Source organism: Fervidibacillus halotolerans (assembly GCF_026547205.1).
Taxonomy (GTDB): domain Bacteria; phylum Bacillota; class Bacilli; order Bacillales; family Caldibacillaceae; genus Fervidibacillus; species Fervidibacillus halotolerans.
Genome location: NZ_CP106877.1, coordinates 108469 through 126274, shown reverse-complemented (window position 1 = coordinate 126274; position 17806 = coordinate 108469). Strand labels below are relative to the sequence as shown.

Sequence of the window (17806 nt, the reverse complement as noted above, 5' to 3'; positions counted from 1 at the left end):
ACTATCTTTTGAAATAATTTTTATAAAAGGAAAATATTGGAAGGAGTTTCGGGAAAAGAAATGAAAAAATTTTTACATCTAGGAATAACCCCGTTAATACTTGCCATGATAACCGCATGTAGTAGTGATGAAGCGATTGAAAAATCCAACGAAGAAAAACCAAAGTATGAGGTGACTTCAACGGAGAAAGAAACAACTGAAGAAGAAACGGAAAAGAAAGTTCAAACGCAAAATACTGATGAAGCGGAAACTACAGATGATGAAAATGAAAGTCAAAATACAAGTAACACAAACGAAGCAATGAAACAACAAAATTCAGATCATTCAGCGAATACAACCGATTCCAATTCCAATTCGACAACAGCCAACACTCAAAGCACCAATGCAAGTGAACAAATAAATTCAAATCATTCAACGAATACAACCGATTCCAATTCGACAACAGCCAACACTCAAGGCACCAATGCAAGTGAACAAACAAATTCAAGTACTGATCACAACGAAGAAGAAGTGATCCATATAACTAGTAGTTCTGAAGCAATTGATTATTTAAAGACGAAATTAAAAGTGGCGAACAATGAGGATATCCTATTTGATGATCTAGGTGGAAACTTACAGACGGACGAAAATGGTTCGTACTATATGATAATTCTTATCTCGAAATCATTTAGAGAAAGCGGAGGTTCCGGAACACTCGGACGCTATAGAGTATATGAAGATGGGAAATACGAATTGTATTACTAGTTGAATGATTATAAAAAAAGAGGGCTGTTCAAAAAGTACATATCCTTTCATAAAATGCAGTTGATTTCATTTCACGGAGACACGTCCAAGTCTTTTCGACTCGCAAGCTCGTCTGCGAGAATCTTCAGCTCGTGCTGTTCCCGTTAGAGTCGCCGCCACTTTTCCCAACAGATGGACTTATTGAACAACCTCTTTTTATTTCATTCAATTCATCAGTTCCTCCATCATATTCCTTACAAAATCGACATCTCTGCAAAAACAGTCCTAATCATTTTTTTCGTTTACAGGATACTTCTTTTCATTCTTTTTCAATTTCTCCTCAATAATCGTTGTAACATCAATATCAAGCCGATTCGAAAGTGATAGGCAATAAATGAGTACATCGGCTAACTCTTCTTTCAAATGGGTAAATTGTTCACTATTTTTCACTTCCCATGATTCTTGAATGGAAAGCCATTGAAAGATTTCCATTAGTTCAGCACTTTCGATGGCAATACTCATCGCTAGATTTTTCGGGTTATGTGCTTCCTGCCAATTTCTTTGTTCAACAAATGTTTTTACACGATCCTTTATTTCTTGTACTTTTATATTATTATCATGCATTGATTATCCCCTTCTTGTTTTAAATTCTTATTCTATCGATGATTTTATAATCAATAACTGGATAGGCAAATAGTAGTTTTTCTAATCATCAGAACAAATGAACTAATTTTTCCGACTAAAATTGGATAACAAGTACCATTTATCTCCACCTTTAATATAAGTCCTTGCAAACGGAAAAATTTTTGATTACATAAAGAAAACCATCGATCATCCCTTCCATTGTGTGTGTTTCTTTCTCATAGAAGGGGCTATCAATGGTTCTCCAGTTCTCATTATTGCATGTCCATTTAACAGTAATAAATCGGTCGAACAAATCCATATAGTGGGAAAAGTGAAAAGGGAATTATACAATCATCTTTTTCAAAAGCAAGATTGCTTTCGCACGATCGTTTGTACCAATTTTCTGATAAATAATACTAATATAGTTTTTCACCGTTCCAACACTCATGAACAAGGTTCTGGCAATTTCATGATTATTTTTCCCCTCAACCATCAATAAAGAATCTGTAATCAATACCGATCGATTTAAGCCTGGGGAGATTCATTTTACGGAGCGGGAAAAAGAAATTATTTTTTCCAGATAAATAGGAAAGTCGGGCTGACAGTTTCGCTGCAATCGTAGCTGGCAGCATAAATTGTCCCTGTACAGCATCGCGAATAGAACTGATAATTTTATCAGCCGATAAATCTTTAACTAAATACCCAGCCGCTCCGCCAATCAGCCCATCAATAATGTACTTTTCCTCTGAAAATGTCGTTAAGATTAGGACGACAGTGTCCGGTACATGTTCTTTAATCCACCGCGTACTTTCAATTCCATCCATTCCCGGCATTTTAATATCCATTAAAACCAAATCAGGCTTTAATTTTTCCGTAAGTTCACAGGCTTGATGGCCATTTTCTGCGACTCCCACCACTTCCATATCATCTTCCATTTCAATAATCGTTTGTAGACCATCCCGAATTAACGCCTGATCATCCGCGATAAGAATACGGATCATTGTGTTCCCTCCTTTTCATCATCGTTCGACTCAATAGGCAACGTGATGCGAAGAACACAAGGGTGTAAATCGGTCGCTTCTAGATGCATCGTTCCGTTCAATCGTTCAATTCGCTCTCGCATCGAATTTAGACCAAATCCAAATTCTTGACCATTATAAACTTCTCCATTATTGGCCAATTGAAAGTTGATTATGTCCCCTTCAACCTTTAGCGAAAAATCAAACTGTGTTGCATTCCCATGCCGGATTCCATTCGTAAGTCCTTCTTGCAGAGCGAGGTATAATGTTTTTTTCGTAATCGGATCCAATTCGGGTAAAGGTTGCGGGTCATATATGATTTGAACACCAACTGCAGTTTCCGTTTCTTGAATTAACTTTTGAATCGATAAAACGAGGGATCGCTCCTCATAATCATGCTTCATCATCCGTACCGTTTCACGAATACTATCTAAACCACTGGCTACTGATTCACGAGTCGCTTCCAATTTCTCAAGGGCTAAACCGACATCCTTCTTCATCAACCGCTTAGCCGCTTCGATCTGGATCAAAGCTGCCGTTAAAGCATGACCTGTCCGATCGTGCATATCTTGGGCAATCCGATTCCGATCCTCCAAAACAGCAATCTCTGCTAAAGCTTCCGCCGTTTTTTGCATGGAAGAACGTAGGTTTCGATTCGTCTGTTCCAACTCTTTCGTACGTTCTTGAACCAACCGTTCCAAGGAATTGCTCAATTGGGTTAATTCTTTAGCTGTTTTTTGTAGCTTTTGATACACGCTACGAATATTTGCATTCAACACCATCCCCATGGAAAATAGTAAAATGAAAAGACCGTGTAAAAAGCGATCACCTTCAAACAATATGTTGTATATGATCGAAAATCGAAACCATTGAGGCACTATGCTATCTGTCACCCATGCAATGTAAGGTAACAGAAAATACATCAAGACGGCCAAGCCAAAGGTTACAACTCCGGCCATCAACCAAAAGGTCTCCGTATCCCGGCGATTTCGATAAGCTTGAAGGGCAGATATTAAAATAATTATGATCAATGCTGGTATAATGATATTTTGTAGCAATACGGACATCTCATAGGAATAAAAAGAAGGGAAAAACAAAGACATTACAAGCCAAAGAACAAATATAACGAGTGTGACATGGGCTACCCAGTAACCAATACGGGAAGCGTTTTTTCCAAATAAGTGTTCATAAAAGCGCCAAAAGAAATAGCCTCCAATGGGTAAAATCACATCTTGAAAATAGGGAAATGCCGGTGATGATGTAAGGAGCCCTAACAAATTCCAAGACCGACTCAAACATAGCTGCACAATATATAGGGCAAATAGGGAAAAATATAGATAACTAGGTTGTCTCCTACCAATATATAAAATGAATCCGCCTATGCCAACAAGCAAACTGACAAATCCTAACAAAAGACGATCATCCGATTGTAACAGTTGGTGGATGATGATATTAAGTGGCGAATCAATGATAATCAAACCCGGATACATCCATTGGCGATCGAAATCAATCCGAATCATTAAAGTCTGACTAGAAAAATCATCTGGAAGTTTGATTAAGTGCGGATGCTCCCAATATTCAAAGGGTGGTGAAAAAGTATAGATCAGTTCATTATCTAAATAAATTTCAGCGTTTGGGACAAATCGCAAATACATATACGGGTCACGCCAGCGATTTTCAGGCAAAACCGTTTTGAACCAGTATGTGCCGGTAACTTTTACTCCTTCAAACAAAACCGGATCGTAATCACGCCACACACCGTCGTTATCCATATATTGAAAATCACCAGAAGTACTTTTAAATGCATTTTCTAAAGGATTTACCTGTCGTTCCACTAAAAATAACGAGATGAGAGGAATAGAGATGAACAGCAATAATCCTAGCCACTTCAGTCCGTTGTTATGAAATATTTTCATTTATATTCACCTTATAAAATATGATCATTTAAACATCACAAAAATACATTGCAACTAATGAAAACAAAGTAAAATGATTGTGACCATTCCATTCAAAAAAATAGACTACTATCATTTATATTATCAGAAAAAACAATTAAATCACTAGTTACCCCGGTCATATAATTTTACGGGTTACTTCCACGATAACTAAAGAAATTCCACGAATCTTCCCTTCATTAATTACTTTTTTTGTTCAACTATCACATCCTAATTTTTAACAATATTGTCAAAAACTGATTTTCCTACCCTATTCACATCCCTATGAATGATTTATTGACGAAAAAATTCCAAAAAAAAAGAGCGTACTTATAACGACCCTTTTCTTAAAAAGTTTCTAATTTCATTTATCGGGATTCCATACCGTTTCGCTTCTTTAATGAGTTCCACCCATTCTGGATCTAAATATTTTTTAACCACCTCTGTTTTTTTTACATCGACCACTTGGGACATCTGACTTTTTTTCACAATATACCACCTCATATTTAATACTAAGTATGGATTCAGTCATTCTATGGGTGTAGCTAAACAAAACCTGTACTCCTCTTTCTTACATACATCATTACTATTTCAAAACCAGCTAACCCAAAAATCCTCCTAGAAGTAGCGATTTTATTTGTCTTGTCACCGAACTGATCTGGGTCGTTATTTTTACCGACTCGTCATTAAAAACCTCCATTCATTTTTAAGTAGTTACCTACAGTATAGGATACGGGTTGAAATTGAATAGTGGCTGTAGTCATGACTTTATTCATTTTTTTTTAAACTTTTTAATATGGTATGAATGAAAAAAATAAGAAAATTAAAGAATCGATTGACGGTATCATCTTTCATAAACGGACAATGTCAAAGTTTGAATAACTGAAATCCATATTGTCCTAAGGTGATATATTCGTCAACGAAAGGTTTTTGAAGAGGAAAGGAGGATGTAATAAAAAAATGTTGATCATCTCCCACTTAATGTTTGATAAAAGATGCCCGCATGAATATTGAATCCGATCAGTATCAAAACAAACTGATATGCCTAGTGACTGGAGTCATAATCATATAATATATGTCATAAATTCATTCGTTTCTGTTTCTAATTTCATATTCAAATTAGGAGAGAGTTCATACCATTTGGCCAGAATGCGATTTGTATCAAGTTTTTAATTTAGACCTCATCGTAACGGAATTGATTCAATTAAGACAGAATCTAACTAGGATTAAGAAAAATACGTTGGAATCAACTTATTGAAAACGCGTTAATTTTCACCCGCTTTACGACGGATAAAATACTGATATAAAAGGGTTTATCCAACTTTCTTACCCCTTTGTCAGATTATTGACTATGTAAGAAACAAAGTTTTTTCGACTATATTCCTAAAGAAGGAAAAGGAACGATCTATTTTTTTGAAGAGAATGCTTTTTATTTGAAAAGTGAATGAGATTATAACGAAAAAAACTCCTCAGTAGAAGAGTCTTTTTTATGGAAATCAGTTAAATGAAACGGTTTGAAGGATTTCTTCAATAACCGGAAGATATTCGTCATAGTTTTCTTCTAGGCTTCCATAGGTGAAGATATATGCTTTGTTATCATGAAGGAAGGTCGTTTGGTGAAGTATGGTCCCGTTATCCCCAGGGGATGTTATTAGTTCATTTACTCTGTATCCGTTAATTTCCTTGTATATATTCGTTTTATAGTCATATTTTGCACTGGCGAGAGCAATCTCAATATATTGTTCTAATGTTATACCTGGATATTTGGATAAGTCTTCTACAACGAGATTAAAACTAGCTCCTACATCAATTATATACCGAACATAAGGCAGTCCATAATCCTGATCACTTGTTAATTCCAAAAAATATTCCGGTACCTCAAAAGTGGCTTTTTCTAAAGTGACGGGAATTTTTACAGCTGATTCTGCTTCTTTCGTAGTTGACTCATTTTCTTCCATGTTTTCTTCTACCGTTTGATTGTTTTCCTCTATTTCATTTTTTTCTACGGCTTCATTTTGAGCGGGCTTTTTATCCTTTGAGAGAGCACATCCACTTAAGAAAGTCATACTCAATGCAAGGATAATCAATATATAAGATTTCTTCATTTTATCACCTCATCTGTTTTTAAATTGTTTTGATACATAACACTACATTCATGACATTTATATCAAATTAGATATGTGTTTTATACACGATTTATTCTTCTCTTGCTCATCCCCTTAAAACGACTTTTGGCATGAGCCATCACCGGAACGATCCATCATTCATTTACGGACGAAAAGGATTGAACTTTTTCGGACATTCCTTAGTTAATAAGGAATTCAGTGTATTGGTATCTTTTTTCATTTCCAAAAAATACAAAAAACATGGATGAGACAAAAAATGAGAATCATTGAATTGAATTTTAATTTTCTTGTCTATTCAAACCCACGATAAAACTCTGTATATTTAATTAAATAAACTAGAACATTAAATAAAACATGGATATAGATTGTAATAAAAAGATTTTCCGTCCAAAGGAAAACAAGGGATAAAATCAAGCCTAAAATGAATTTATAAAAACTTTTTTCCTTTAATTTATAATAATGAAGAAATGTAAAAGTGAGCGAAGAAAGTAAAATGTAAAAATAATTCGGTACTCCTTGGTCTACAAGAAGATGAAAGATCATATATCGAAAAATAAATTCCTCTAATATTGGAATAACAATTAATGAAGAAATTAAAAACTTTTTCTTCAATATTTCCGTGTGTACGAATGTTAATGATTTCGTTTCAATGAAAACTTGAACAACTGCCAATAGAGAGATCCCTACTATGATGAAAAAATAGACGTCCATATATGCGATGGAACTAATCAGACAGACAATTAATAAAGACAAAACATATTTATCTGTCGTTCCAAATTTCCTTTTTAACAGTTTTTCCACAATCAAGTACATAATTCCAGGGAAAAAATTAAGTAGACTTATCATTTTAAGGAAGAGGGTGTGGATCATCATTCATAACACCGGATAATTGAAGATACTTCGGATGCCTTGATTGCGGAAAACTTGGAATACAAAGGGGTAAAAACTCAGGAATCACCACTCTCGTTACCACTTGATTACATCCAACAAAATCGACTGGAGTAATGTCAATCCAGCCTGCATAAGTGCTGTAATCGATTAGCGATTGTAACAAATCTTGAAGATGATTCACTTTATTCACAGGTTGAAAAGAGAATGGGATGGATTTCAACTTCGGTTTCCCAACCCTAGAATAATAAATGACATTATCATCGAGATTATCGAAAGTAGTTAATGAGATAACATTTTTGAATCGTTCGGGCTCTGTCCAGCATATATTTAAGTTGTATTCTAAAATCGCCAATGTTTCCATTAATGACCGATAAATCGCTTTATGCAGGGAATAAGCTCCTTGAATGCCAACCGTATATCTAGGCAAAGAATCTTCATCGGAAAAAATTTCACACATGACGACAAAAATCGGTTTATCAAATGAAATATCGGTAAATGTCACAGTAAATCGTTCGAAAAAATCGCTGTCCTTACCAAAAACATTTTCAATCAAATCTTTAGATAAATCTGTAATATCTTTTCCTTTCACACCCCCGTACCAATGAATATTAAATGAATCTAATTGCATATATTCAATAATGGCATTTTCTAAACTTTGGAGAAAAGTTTCGTGGGATGCTGTACCTGTAGAAACCGCATTCTTAATCGGATGTTTTTCGGAAGGTAGCATGTTAGACGCACCGGATACGACCATTTGAAAAGGAATATAAACATAGGCGTCCTTTTTTATTAATGAATGGAGTTTTAACCAGGATATTTTGTCGTTTTCTTCGATATAATGAGTGTGATTTTGATTATAATGAATATTAATATATTCTAAGGAACAGACGAGTTCATTTTCTTTTTTCTTTTCCATTAAATTGTTATACGAATCATAAATTATATGGTTTTTTAATATTGAATATTGGGAAGCATAAGCAAATCGTTCGGCCGATTCACCGAGGAATGCCATTTGAGTTTCGTTTTGCAACATCCCATACCCGCTTAAATGAAAGGTAAAGTGAATATGGTCCGTTTGATAAACCATTTTTTCAAAACGAGGAAAGGGGGAGGTGATAAATTTAAATTTAGGTAAAGGATAAGAACCTAATCGATGAAAAAATTCCGGTTTCCTCCATAGACCAAAAGCTTTCCCTTTAAAATGTTCAACACGAAGATCAATATATTCCTTTGTCAATAATGTTTTCATATTTGTTCGAACTCCTTCAAAATATTGATGGATCTGATATTTTGTTCCTCAAAATGGATTTGGTTTAATCCAGCACATGTATTGCAGAGGATGGTTCTTCTATTAAAATCAAAGGAATACTCAAAATTTGGAAAATAAAAATAGAGAACATTTCCCATTAACATGGAAATTCCGTTCACTTCCGTTTGCTCAATATTCTTATGCAAAATACTAGCCATTAAAAACAATTCAGAATGACTGATTGAACCATGTTCATTTGGGACATGTAGTTCACGAAAATCGAATTTAGCCAATATTTTTTTCTCAAAGCACTCGAAACAACCGGTTATTTTCGGATCGATTCCTGTAATAAAAATATTCTCATTATCAGCAAGTCCTAAAAAGAAAGGCTTTTGAATCATCAACATCAGTTTATTGATTGCTCGTATTTTATAAAGGGAGGTTAATGAAGCAAGATAATAAATATAATCATAGTCTTTGAAAGCATTTCTATATTTATTTAAAATTTCTGTCTCTTTTATAAAGTCCGTGCTAGATTGAATACTTTTTATGTCCTCATCGCTAATATACTCATTTCGTTTTTCTGCATTAAAACTTGTGAAAGCGTTATTTAATTTCTCCGTTGATATATGATTTTCCACCAAAAATAATATATTTTTCGTTTTATTTAACGCAGAGGTAATAAATCCATAATTGTACAAAGTCATAAAGTCTTGATAATAAATATGGTTTCGTTCAACAGTTATCTCGTTCCCTGAAATGAGCTCTTCTAACATGTTTAAAAATGTTTCTGCACTATTTTCTAAATCAATGGTAATCTCAGACGAATGAATGACTCCCTTTTTTAAAATCAATTCTTGATCCGTTCTATTCACTAGTAGATCCCCTGATTTTACAAAAGTAACTGCCAACCCCTATCGCTCCTTTCCGATAATTAAAGAATGTATGATATGGGAGTTGATCCCGTCTAATTGTAGTTGTTCTTCGGCATATCGTTTATTAAATCCCGCCGCATCACAGGATGAATAATGTAAAGCATTTGCTAATAAATGAATATTTTGGGCCATAATTCCCGCTTCAATTAGTGCCAAAAGCAAAGATAACTCACCATATTTGAGATAATTTCGATTGATTTCATAATGAAATAATAGAATGATATTACAATTTTGTGTATCGAGTACATTATCTGCCAAAAATTCTTTTCCGGTAAAATGGGTCGTTTTTAATAAAAGGGAATGGGAATATGGTTGGTATAAATAAACACCATTTTTCATATATTCGACATTATGAATATATACAAATACCGAAATTGGATAGAGAGCACCGCCTGAACTATAATATCGGTGAATGGAATTTTCTCTACCTTTTTTCGAATCTTTTATTCCAATGGCATATTTTAAAAGGGTAGATAGTTCCTTTTGCTCCATCCTTTGTTCTGCATAGTTTCGGATACTCTGTCGATTTTCAAGGATTTCAACGAGATTTGCTTTTAGTTTTTTCGGTTTAGGCAGATGAAAAACATGCTTATGATCGATTAATTCCTCCTTACCCCGAATATCATTCATTTTATTGGCAATCCCAGATTCATTGAAAAAACCAAGGGAACGTATATCCGATAAACGAATACTATTCACATTTAGTAAATAATCAAAGGCATTGGAATGAACATACCCGTTTAATACACTTGAATAAAGTTTTTCATTTGATAAATTCGCAATATTCGATCGATCATCGTAAATGAGGCTATGCAAATTCACATAACCTTTATTAACTGGCATGATTTTTTCACCTCTTGGTCGCCCGTTTTTTATTCAGCATTTCAAGAACAAAAAATAGGAGAATTCCTAGTACAATTCCAAACAACGACATATTAAAGTTATTCGGTATGCCTTTTGGATCTTTGCCTTCAACAACCTCAATCCGATAATATTCGATTCCGAATAAAGAAAAACTTTGTGATTCTTTTAATGAAGACAGATCGATTTTCGAATAATCGTAAGTAATGAGAAGGGTAAAAAAAATAAACGTGATAACAATTGATAAAATAAAGGAAATCGATATTTGCTTTATATTCATGGAAAGATCACCTCGGAAAATGTCGAATAACCCATTTTAACAAATGAGACGGTGACCAATGCACCGTCCCACATTTTTTTGTAAGTACCATTATGAAGATGAAGAACATGAGCAACAACAGGAGCAAGAGCAAGAACAAGAACAAGAACCCGCTGCGTAATGTAATGAGTCCAATCGGTGATCTTCGGTCATAAAACTATGATTTTTTAAAACGAGATTTTTTACATTCATGACAATTCACCTCCTTTGTTCAAACTCATGTTTTGGCACGAGATGAAACGGAAATTCCTTTTGTTTGTTTATGATTAAAAATTTATAGTTTTTATAGATTACAAATAGATTGATTAGCGTTAATAGGATGATATAAATGATTGCTAAAGATAAAAAGTTTGGTAAAATACTCGTTTCTAGAAACCAAATTTTATAAAAATCATTCATTAAATAAGTGATGGGGACATAAGCCATGACGTTTTTGATTGTTTCTGGCAATGTGGAATAGTCTGTAATTCCTCCTGTTAAAGCTAACAGTAAAAACATCAAAAACATTCCTATAATCTGGACGACTTGCACTCGATGAAATAAATTCGCTAATAAAACTCCAATTAGTAATAAGACAATGATACATAAACTAAAATGCATGAGGAAAAGGAGAAAATAATGAAAGGGTAATAATTGTAAATCGAAAATGATCCATCCAAAAAAGATGACAATTATAAACTGAATGAATGTAATAAAAAAATGAGCAACCATTTTTGTCAGAACAATTCCTATTGGGTTGATCCCGAATAAAACATATCTTTCGAACGCTCCAATTTCCTTTTCAACGGCGATTGAAATCGGTAAAGAAACGAGACTCGTTGGTATTGCACCGAGACCTAATGCAATAAATACATACTTATCTATAAAATGATATCCCTCGCCAATCTCGATATTCCCTGTACTTCCGACGATAATCGCCATCATAAAGAGTGGAAACAGGATACTAAAAAACATCGCAATCGGTGTACGAAATAAGATGATTTTCAGTTCAATGAAACAGTAACGTATGTATTTCATATGACACCCTTCTGTTCAATGATTTTTTTATATAAGGAATAAAAATCTTTTTTCTTATAATCATATGTACAATTGCTTTTCTGAATAATTTGTAACCGCTTGTCTTCTTCTTTTTTGCTCCTGTTAATCACAACCACTTTATCCTCAAATGCATACCCCTTATCTGTTGTTTCCTCTAGGAGAGAAAAGTCATCTTTTTTTAAAGTAAAGGTGGAAAATATTTCATACTTTTCAAATAAAGAATCAATAAAACCGTAATCTAGTAACCTTCCTTGGTGTAAAATGAGCAGTTTGTTTGCTAATTTTTCAATTTCTTCATAGTAATGGGTAACCATTAATACCGTTTTATTATTTATTATTTTTTTCAAATAATTTAAAACACTTTTCCTAGTTTGGTAATCTAATCCAGTTGTAATCTCATCAAATATTAAAACGTCCGGATCATGATACATGACAAGAAACAGTGTCAACCGTTGAAGTTCTCCCCCTGATAAAGATTCCACCCGTTTATTTAACAAGTGATCAATCTGAAAATCCCTCATTTTCTCCGTAAGTTGCTTGTCTTTTATTGAAGAATTACAAATAAAGGAAATTAATTCATAAACTTTGATCAAACCAGAAAATCCATTTTTTTGCATTTGGACACCGATGGATTGGAAGGAAATATTTCGCTCAACCTTCCCTTCAAATTTGATTAAATCAAGAAGTACCCGAATAAACGTCGTTTTCCCAGCTCCATTTTCACCAATGATACCGATGACATCACCTTTGGAAATATGGATTGACCGATTTTTGAGATCGAGTATCATTTTATCTTTTATTCGAACCCGAACATTTTCCAACGAAAAAATATCCATAGGCTTTTCCCTTCTTTTTTGTAATGGAATGGATGTTATTGTTTACACGAACGATAAACGTATTGGAGACGAATAGAAACTGAACGCATTTCAACAAAGTTGATTGATTAGAAAAACTCAAAGGAGAATGGTGAGCTAATAACAGACTGTAAATCAAGGAAAATATGACTGACTGAGGAACGAATGTAGAGAAGCGTTTTACAAGGATGCAAGGAATAAATACCTTGAATAAGTTCTCAGAGGATAATCGATGAATTTTTAAAACAAAACTTAATTTTAAAAATGTTATTATTATTATATAAATAAATCAGGGGAAATGGAATAGGTACTTCTACTTATTTAGGAGGGTTTGAATATAGGTAAATGGAAGAGTGTTTTGGAAAAATTAACCATTCGAAATCATCCTTTTAAAAAATATTGCCAGTAAAGTATATTTATAGACTTGAGCAGCCATTTTCGAAGATTTTAAGACCGTCAATCAAGGGTATGATCGCTAAACCAACAATCGTTTTTTACAAAAAACACCATATTTGTTTTGTACTCGATGCAACAAATCGTCGTTTCGAAATGATTGGGAAAAACTTCTCTATATTTTGATTTCGTGCTAGTGCTTCGATTCATTCTATAGTAAGAAGATTCATAGGGAAGACCTCTTTTCTGTGAGTTGGGTGGCCAACTTTATTCTACAGAAAGGGGCTTCCTTTTTCTATGAACATTATTTAATGCATTTCTATTTACACAAAATATTTTATACTCTCATTTTTTTCCTCTTGCGACAAAAATATTAATAATATTAATTCCTAAGATTTATTAGTTATTATTTTGCGAATTCAAAAGCTCCTTTTGCTTCTTTATTTCTTCTTCAATTGCTTTTCCATTATACATTGAGCTGACATTTATTCTAAATAGTTCTAATTCATTGGTATTTACATTATTTAAACCAGACTGCACCGTATAAGCCAATTTAAACCCTACTTCTTTTACAACACTTAAAATTTCCTCATTATAATGACCATAAGGATAAGATAAGGAAATGACCTCTTTGCCTAATTTTTCTTCTAAAATTTCTTTACTTCGAATTAGATCGTCTTTAACGCTTTTTAAAAATTCTTCATTGTTATCAGATATCATTGCTGAAACCTCTACTGAATCATTTTTCATTACTTTATGATGCATGTCATATGTATGACTTTGAATACTCATAACACCTGAATCTGACATTTCTTTAATCTGATCCCATGTTAAACGTGGAGGGAGATACTCTTCCCCAATTCTTGAAACAATAACAAATATCGTAGCCTTCATTCCATACTTTTTTAAAATAGGATATGCAAGTTTATAGTTACTCTCATATCCATCGTCCATAGTTATTTGTATAGGGTTTTCGGGTAATTTTTTTCCATTATAATAATAATCAACAATGTCTTGATCAGTTACCGTATTATATCCCTTCGATTTTAAATATTTTATTTGTTCTTCAAATGCTACATTAGAAATCGTTGTATACCCCACTTTTTCTCCTTCTTCTACAAAATGGTGGTACATTAAAACAGGAACGATTGTTTGATCGTTCGGTTCATCTTTTATCCTGATGTGTTTATTGACAGTATGTTCCTGAACTGTTTCGATATGATTTTTAGGATTTGCTTCCGCCAACTTCCCTACGTGATTTTTGAAATCTGCTCTACTAATTGTCTCACTTGTTTCATTTTTATAAAATTGATAATTATAAAAAAATAACAAAAGGACTACAATACCTCCAAACAGCATAAATAACTTTTTCATAAATATTGCCTCCTAATAAATGAATAACTAAAAGTTAGGAAGTAATGTTTAAAAAACAGAGCAGCCCCAACTTTCTCAGAAAAAAGAAACAATAAAAATGTTCTTTTCTTCCTTCATCATATTCGATATGGTGAAAATGAAAGAATAGGAACCGAAGTTATTTAATGCAAATGGGTTCGTTTTGTTATTTTTCTATCCCTTTTATTTATTATAATATTCCAAAAATAATAATTGGACAATTCTAAATTACAAAAGAAAACTATCATACTACCGATCGACACTTTGACTGGAAAAAGTTATTTCTCCTAACTAAAAGAAACTGTAGATTTAAATCGAAATCCCACTAAGAACTCGTATCCATTTTCAATAAACCTTTGAGTAGTAATCCTCATTATATAAGACAAAACCAAATATAGATAAAATATTTTATGTTATAATTATAATATACAATTTTTTCAATATTTGGCATATTTAAGCAGACCTATTTGATATAGTTCTAAGAAAAGTGGTGATTGCATTTATGTTCGTAAAGCTATGCATTTCCCATTTCTAACGATTATCCTTTACATATTAAATCGATTAGAATGGAAATTTATAGAAAGGTGGACTCATAAATATGAAAAAACAAATCGCTAATGTCATCTTTACTTTTATCGTCGGTTTAATGATTGGTTTCATATTGTATGAGCCAACGATGAGCCACTGGAACAAATTTTTATATAATCGTCATAAAAATGTTTCTGAACAAGTAAAAATTATATCGAGTGAAAACTTTGACTCATTAGTAGAAGAACAACGGGAATTAGCTTATCTGTTAGAAAAGTCCATTCGATACCCATTAATTGGAGAATTCGTTCGAAACGGTGCTGATGAATTAAATTCGAAATTATTTTATTTATCTGATCATCCGGAGATTGAAAAGGTTAAAATAAGGGTACAAGTCATCGATTATCGGCTCACCAATCAAGAAAACATTAAATTTTTTGCTGATGGTGGGGAAATTTTAGAGGTGTATATTGATGGAAAATGGGAACCTTTCAACGATGAACAGTTGAATAATGAATAAGAATTTTAAAACAGAAAAGGAGTAAGCGAGCAGACATCCGATTACTCCTTTTTAAAACGAGGAAAAAATAAATCTGGCATGCTTAAGCTCTATTCCAATCGTTCGACAAGAAAACTGAAATCTATTTCTTTATTTGAATATCGTATTACTGAATGTATTTGCCAACGGCTACATCGTTGATGAGCCAATGCTCATTTTCCTTCCCTACCACAAGAGTAATCGGACGTTTAGCTGCTACTCCACCATTTTTCTTCTCTAAACTAGTTACTTCAATAATCTCTCCATAAACTGTATAATGCGTTTCATCAGTATTTTCGATTTTTATTATATCGATACGATCAGGCCATGGGCTAGATACCATACGTCCAGCTGCACTTTGCGGGTCATTTTTCCATTTTTCTAGTAGTTCAGATGTAATATATTCGCTATAATTTTCCTCAATGCTTTTCGCAACGATATGATCTGGAGCGGAGAGGGAAACTTTCTGAAGAGTTTTTCCAAAATCTTCTACTAATGCTTGAATGTCTTCCTCATCCTTATGGTTCGATTCATTATGAATACTATCTAATTTCTCCAATTCAACTAACCAGTGAATAATGCTGGCTTCCTCGTTATCATATCCTGATGCTAAAAGTACTTCCCCATTCTTTAGTTCCAGTAACAAATCAAATGTCCCATGTTCTTCGTCGATATCTGTCCGAAATACTAATTTTGTTCGATTGATTAGTTCTTGAACATTCTTTGAAGAAGAATTAAATAATGTAGACAATTTTTGTTTGCTCAGTTTATATTCGTATAATTCACCGACCTTACTCCAATTTTCATCAGTAATCTGCTTACTATAAAGCGTTTGGTCTTTAATACTATATTGGGGTAATGTATCTAAAGAATCGTTCAAAGAAGACGAAGGAGATTGATATAAAATTTCTTTAACATGATAGGAAGAGTCGCTAAGAGAAGCTGAAGTTTTCGGATTTGCAAGTAAACCAATCCCAACAATTCCTACAATGATAATCGAAAATAAGATGATTCGAAAACTCGGTTTTTTATAATTTAACACGTTCGTAATCCTCCTTTTCACATCTCCTTCACCAAAAGATAAAGGACTTCCATTTAAAATATGTTTTTTCGTGGCAAGAGATAAAAGCGAGGTAGCATAAGGTTTTTTAATATTTCCATCCATAACTTTCAATACTTTTTCATCACAGGATAACTCCATATCGGTGTTCATTAAGCGAAAAGCAATCCAGACTAATGGATTAAACCAATGGACCGATACAATGAAAAAAGCAAATGGTTTAATTAAATGGTCTTTTCGTCGAATATGGATCTGTTCGTGAAGTAGAATATAGTTTTGTTCCTCTTTATTTAATCCAATCGGCAAATAGATTCTAGGTCTAAAAAATCCAAACACAAATGGTGTTTTCAAATTGTTCGCTTGATAAATATTCTTTTCAATGAGTTTTGCATCTTTTAGTTGTCTTTTTAAAGCGAAAATGGAGATGATGCTATAAATAAGTAACGCAATAACACCAGCAATCCAAATATACGACCCTACTTCTATATAGTTCTGTAGTGGATTTACACTGACCTCATTCGTTGGGGAAGAAAAGGAATGGTTCACAAATGAATCCACAGCTTCTATTCCACTATCGATCAGTGGATTTTGTTGATCGATCATATCGTTGGAAATTGGAGAAACATTTGTATTCCGAGGCATAAGACTAAAAACGCTTTCAAATGAGAATGGAAAGATTAGACGAAAAGCAACGACACTCCACAATGCGTAGGAAATGAATTTTGGAGATTTTTTCAGCAACATTCTAACAAGTATTACAAAAAGGATGACATAGCTTGCTGTAAGACTCATATTCACTACGGTAAGGAATCGTTCTGTCACTTCTACACCTCCTTATGCTCATCAATTAATCTTTTCAACTCCTCAGCCTGTTTTTTACTAATTTTTCTCCCGCTAACAAAGGCTGTCAAAAACTTCGGTAATGACCCACCAAAAGTATCTTCAACAAAACGGATGCTTTCGTTCGCATAATATTCGTCCCTTGTCATTAAAGAAGAAACGATCGCCTCTTCATTTTTAAAAATCCCCTTTTCACATAATTTTTTCAACATTGTATACGTAGTAGATTTTTTCCAATTCATTTCCTTTTCACATAGTTTCACAAGTTCACCAGAACTAATAGGTTCATGTTCCCAAATCAATTCAGCAAACTTTCTTTCACTATCCGTCAGTTTCAATTCTTTCACGATCACACCCCCTTTAGTCTACAAGTTATAGACCTTACATCTTTAGTCTATAACTTGTAGACCTGAATGTCAATCCTTTATCTGGAAATTCATTTTATTATATTACACTTTAGGTGTGTCTATCGAACTTATTTC

17 protein-coding genes and 1 pseudogene are annotated in these 17806 nt (G+C 33.3%); 2 read left to right on the top strand and 16 right to left on the bottom strand.

Annotation, left to right across the window (positions count from 1 at the left end):
- Positions 1 to 60: 60 nt before the first annotated feature.
- Positions 61 to 744 carry a hypothetical protein gene (locus OE105_RS00535; protein WP_275420794.1) on the top strand — a complete coding sequence of 228 codons (684 nt, stop codon included), beginning with the start codon at positions 61 to 63 and terminating at the stop codon, positions 742 to 744.
- Positions 745 to 1008: 264 nt separating this feature from the next.
- Here the strand turns inward: OE105_RS00535 and OE105_RS00530 are convergent, their stop codons facing one another.
- From OE105_RS00530 to OE105_RS00470, 14 genes and pseudogenes are all read right to left on the bottom strand, one after another.
- Complete coding sequence (locus OE105_RS00530; protein ID WP_275420793.1) at positions 1009 to 1347, bottom strand: nucleotide pyrophosphohydrolase; 339 nt, start codon at positions 1345 to 1347, stop codon at positions 1009 to 1011.
- Between the two features lie 343 nt (positions 1348 to 1690).
- Positions 1691 to 2348: pseudogene (locus OE105_RS00525) on the bottom strand (response regulator transcription factor).
- Complete coding sequence (locus OE105_RS00520) at positions 2345 to 4282, bottom strand: sensor histidine kinase (protein ID WP_275420792.1); 1938 nt, start codon at positions 4280 to 4282, stop codon at positions 2345 to 2347. Before OE105_RS00520 ends, OE105_RS00525 begins: the two are co-directional and overlap by 4 nt.
- A gap of 348 nt (positions 4283 to 4630) precedes the next feature.
- Complete coding sequence (locus tag OE105_RS00515; RefSeq protein WP_275420791.1) at positions 4631 to 4789, bottom strand: anti-repressor SinI family protein; 159 nt, start codon at positions 4787 to 4789, stop codon at positions 4631 to 4633.
- A 1007-nt stretch (positions 4790 to 5796) separates the two neighbouring features.
- Positions 5797 to 6405 (bottom strand): hypothetical protein, encoded by a 609-nt coding sequence (locus OE105_RS00510; protein WP_275420790.1) that lies wholly within the window; start codon positions 6403 to 6405, stop codon positions 5797 to 5799.
- A 312-nt stretch (positions 6406 to 6717) separates the two neighbouring features.
- Positions 6718 to 7227 carry a CPBP family intramembrane glutamic endopeptidase gene (locus OE105_RS00505; protein ID WP_275422057.1) on the bottom strand — a complete coding sequence of 170 codons (510 nt, stop codon included), beginning with the start codon at positions 7225 to 7227 and terminating at the stop codon, positions 6718 to 6720.
- Between the two features lie 46 nt (positions 7228 to 7273).
- Positions 7274 to 8566, bottom strand: a complete 1293-nt coding sequence (locus tag OE105_RS00500; RefSeq protein WP_275420789.1) for a YcaO-like family protein — start codon at positions 8564 to 8566, stop codon at positions 7274 to 7276.
- Positions 8563 to 9477, bottom strand: a complete 915-nt coding sequence (locus OE105_RS00495; RefSeq protein ID WP_275420788.1) for a hypothetical protein — start codon at positions 9475 to 9477, stop codon at positions 8563 to 8565. The genes OE105_RS00500 and OE105_RS00495 overlap by 4 nt, the downstream gene beginning before the upstream one ends.
- A 3-nt stretch (positions 9478 to 9480) precedes the next feature.
- Positions 9481 to 10344 carry a SagB family peptide dehydrogenase gene (locus tag OE105_RS00490; RefSeq protein WP_275420787.1) on the bottom strand — a complete coding sequence of 288 codons (864 nt, stop codon included), beginning with the start codon at positions 10342 to 10344 and terminating at the stop codon, positions 9481 to 9483.
- 7 nt (positions 10345 to 10351) lie between these two features.
- Positions 10352 to 10642: an LlsX family protein gene (locus tag OE105_RS00485; RefSeq protein WP_275420786.1), complete on the bottom strand. Its 291-nt coding sequence runs from the start codon at positions 10640 to 10642 to the stop codon at positions 10352 to 10354.
- Positions 10643 to 10732: 90 nt separating this feature from the next.
- The gene (locus OE105_RS13985; RefSeq protein WP_476729662.1) at positions 10733 to 10834 is read right to left on the bottom strand and encodes a listeriolysin S family TOMM bacteriocin; all 102 of its coding nucleotides are present in this window, start codon (positions 10832 to 10834) and stop codon (positions 10733 to 10735) included.
- 45 nt (positions 10835 to 10879) lie between these two features.
- A complete protein-coding gene (locus OE105_RS00480) occupies positions 10880 to 11698 on the bottom strand; it encodes an ABC transporter permease (RefSeq protein ID WP_275420785.1) in 819 nt (272 codons plus the stop codon).
- Positions 11695 to 12555, bottom strand: coding sequence for an ATP-binding cassette domain-containing protein (locus OE105_RS00475; protein ID WP_275420784.1), 861 nt, complete (start codon positions 12553 to 12555; stop codon positions 11695 to 11697). The genes OE105_RS00480 and OE105_RS00475 overlap by 4 nt, the downstream gene beginning before the upstream one ends.
- An 810-nt stretch (positions 12556 to 13365) precedes the next feature.
- A complete protein-coding gene (locus OE105_RS00470; RefSeq protein WP_275420783.1) occupies positions 13366 to 14340 on the bottom strand; it encodes a polysaccharide deacetylase family protein in 975 nt (324 codons plus the stop codon).
- Between the two features lie 616 nt (positions 14341 to 14956).
- Here OE105_RS00470 and OE105_RS00465 point away from each other — a divergent pair.
- Positions 14957 to 15406: a hypothetical protein gene (locus OE105_RS00465; protein ID WP_275420782.1), complete on the top strand. Its 450-nt coding sequence runs from the start codon at positions 14957 to 14959 to the stop codon at positions 15404 to 15406.
- Positions 15407 to 15551: 145 nt separating this feature from the next.
- Here OE105_RS00465 and OE105_RS00460 read toward each other — a convergent pair whose 3' ends face one another.
- Positions 15552 to 17306 carry a M56 family metallopeptidase gene (locus OE105_RS00460; RefSeq protein WP_275420781.1) on the bottom strand — a complete coding sequence of 585 codons (1755 nt, stop codon included), beginning with the start codon at positions 17304 to 17306 and terminating at the stop codon, positions 15552 to 15554.
- A gap of 2 nt (positions 17307 to 17308) precedes the next feature.
- Complete coding sequence (locus tag OE105_RS00455; RefSeq protein WP_275420780.1) at positions 17309 to 17671, bottom strand: BlaI/MecI/CopY family transcriptional regulator; 363 nt, start codon at positions 17669 to 17671, stop codon at positions 17309 to 17311.
- Between the last annotated feature and the right edge of the window lie 135 nt (positions 17672 to 17806).

Bases quoted from the DNA above. Each gene is read 5' to 3' on its own strand.
- OE105_RS00535 (WP_275420794.1), top strand. From the start codon at position 61: ATGAAAAAATTTTTACATCTAGGAATAACCCCGTTAATACTTGCCATG.
- OE105_RS00530 (WP_275420793.1), bottom strand. From the start codon at position 1,347: ATGCATGATAATAATATAAAAGTACAAGAAATAAAGGATCGTGTAAAA.
- OE105_RS00520 (WP_275420792.1), bottom strand. From the start codon at position 4,282: ATGAAAATATTTCATAACAACGGACTGAAGTGGCTAGGATTATTGCTG.
- OE105_RS00510 (WP_275420790.1), bottom strand. From the start codon at position 6,405: ATGAAGAAATCTTATATATTGATTATCCTTGCATTGAGTATGACTTTC.
- OE105_RS00500 (WP_275420789.1), bottom strand. From the start codon at position 8,566: ATGAAAACATTATTGACAAAGGAATATATTGATCTTCGTGTTGAACAT.
- OE105_RS00490 (WP_275420787.1), bottom strand. From the start codon at position 10,344: ATGCCAGTTAATAAAGGTTATGTGAATTTGCATAGCCTCATTTACGAT.
- OE105_RS00485 (WP_275420786.1), bottom strand. From the start codon at position 10,642: ATGAATATAAAGCAAATATCGATTTCCTTTATTTTATCAATTGTTATC.
- OE105_RS13985 (WP_476729662.1), bottom strand. From the start codon at position 10,834: ATGACCGAAGATCACCGATTGGACTCATTACATTACGCAGCGGGTTCT.
- OE105_RS00480 (WP_275420785.1), bottom strand. From the start codon at position 11,698: ATGAAATACATACGTTACTGTTTCATTGAACTGAAAATCATCTTATTT.
- OE105_RS00475 (WP_275420784.1), bottom strand. From the start codon at position 12,555: ATGGATATTTTTTCGTTGGAAAATGTTCGGGTTCGAATAAAAGATAAA.
- OE105_RS00470 (WP_275420783.1), bottom strand. From the start codon at position 14,340: ATGAAAAAGTTATTTATGCTGTTTGGAGGTATTGTAGTCCTTTTGTTA.
- OE105_RS00465 (WP_275420782.1), top strand. From the start codon at position 14,957: ATGAAAAAACAAATCGCTAATGTCATCTTTACTTTTATCGTCGGTTTA.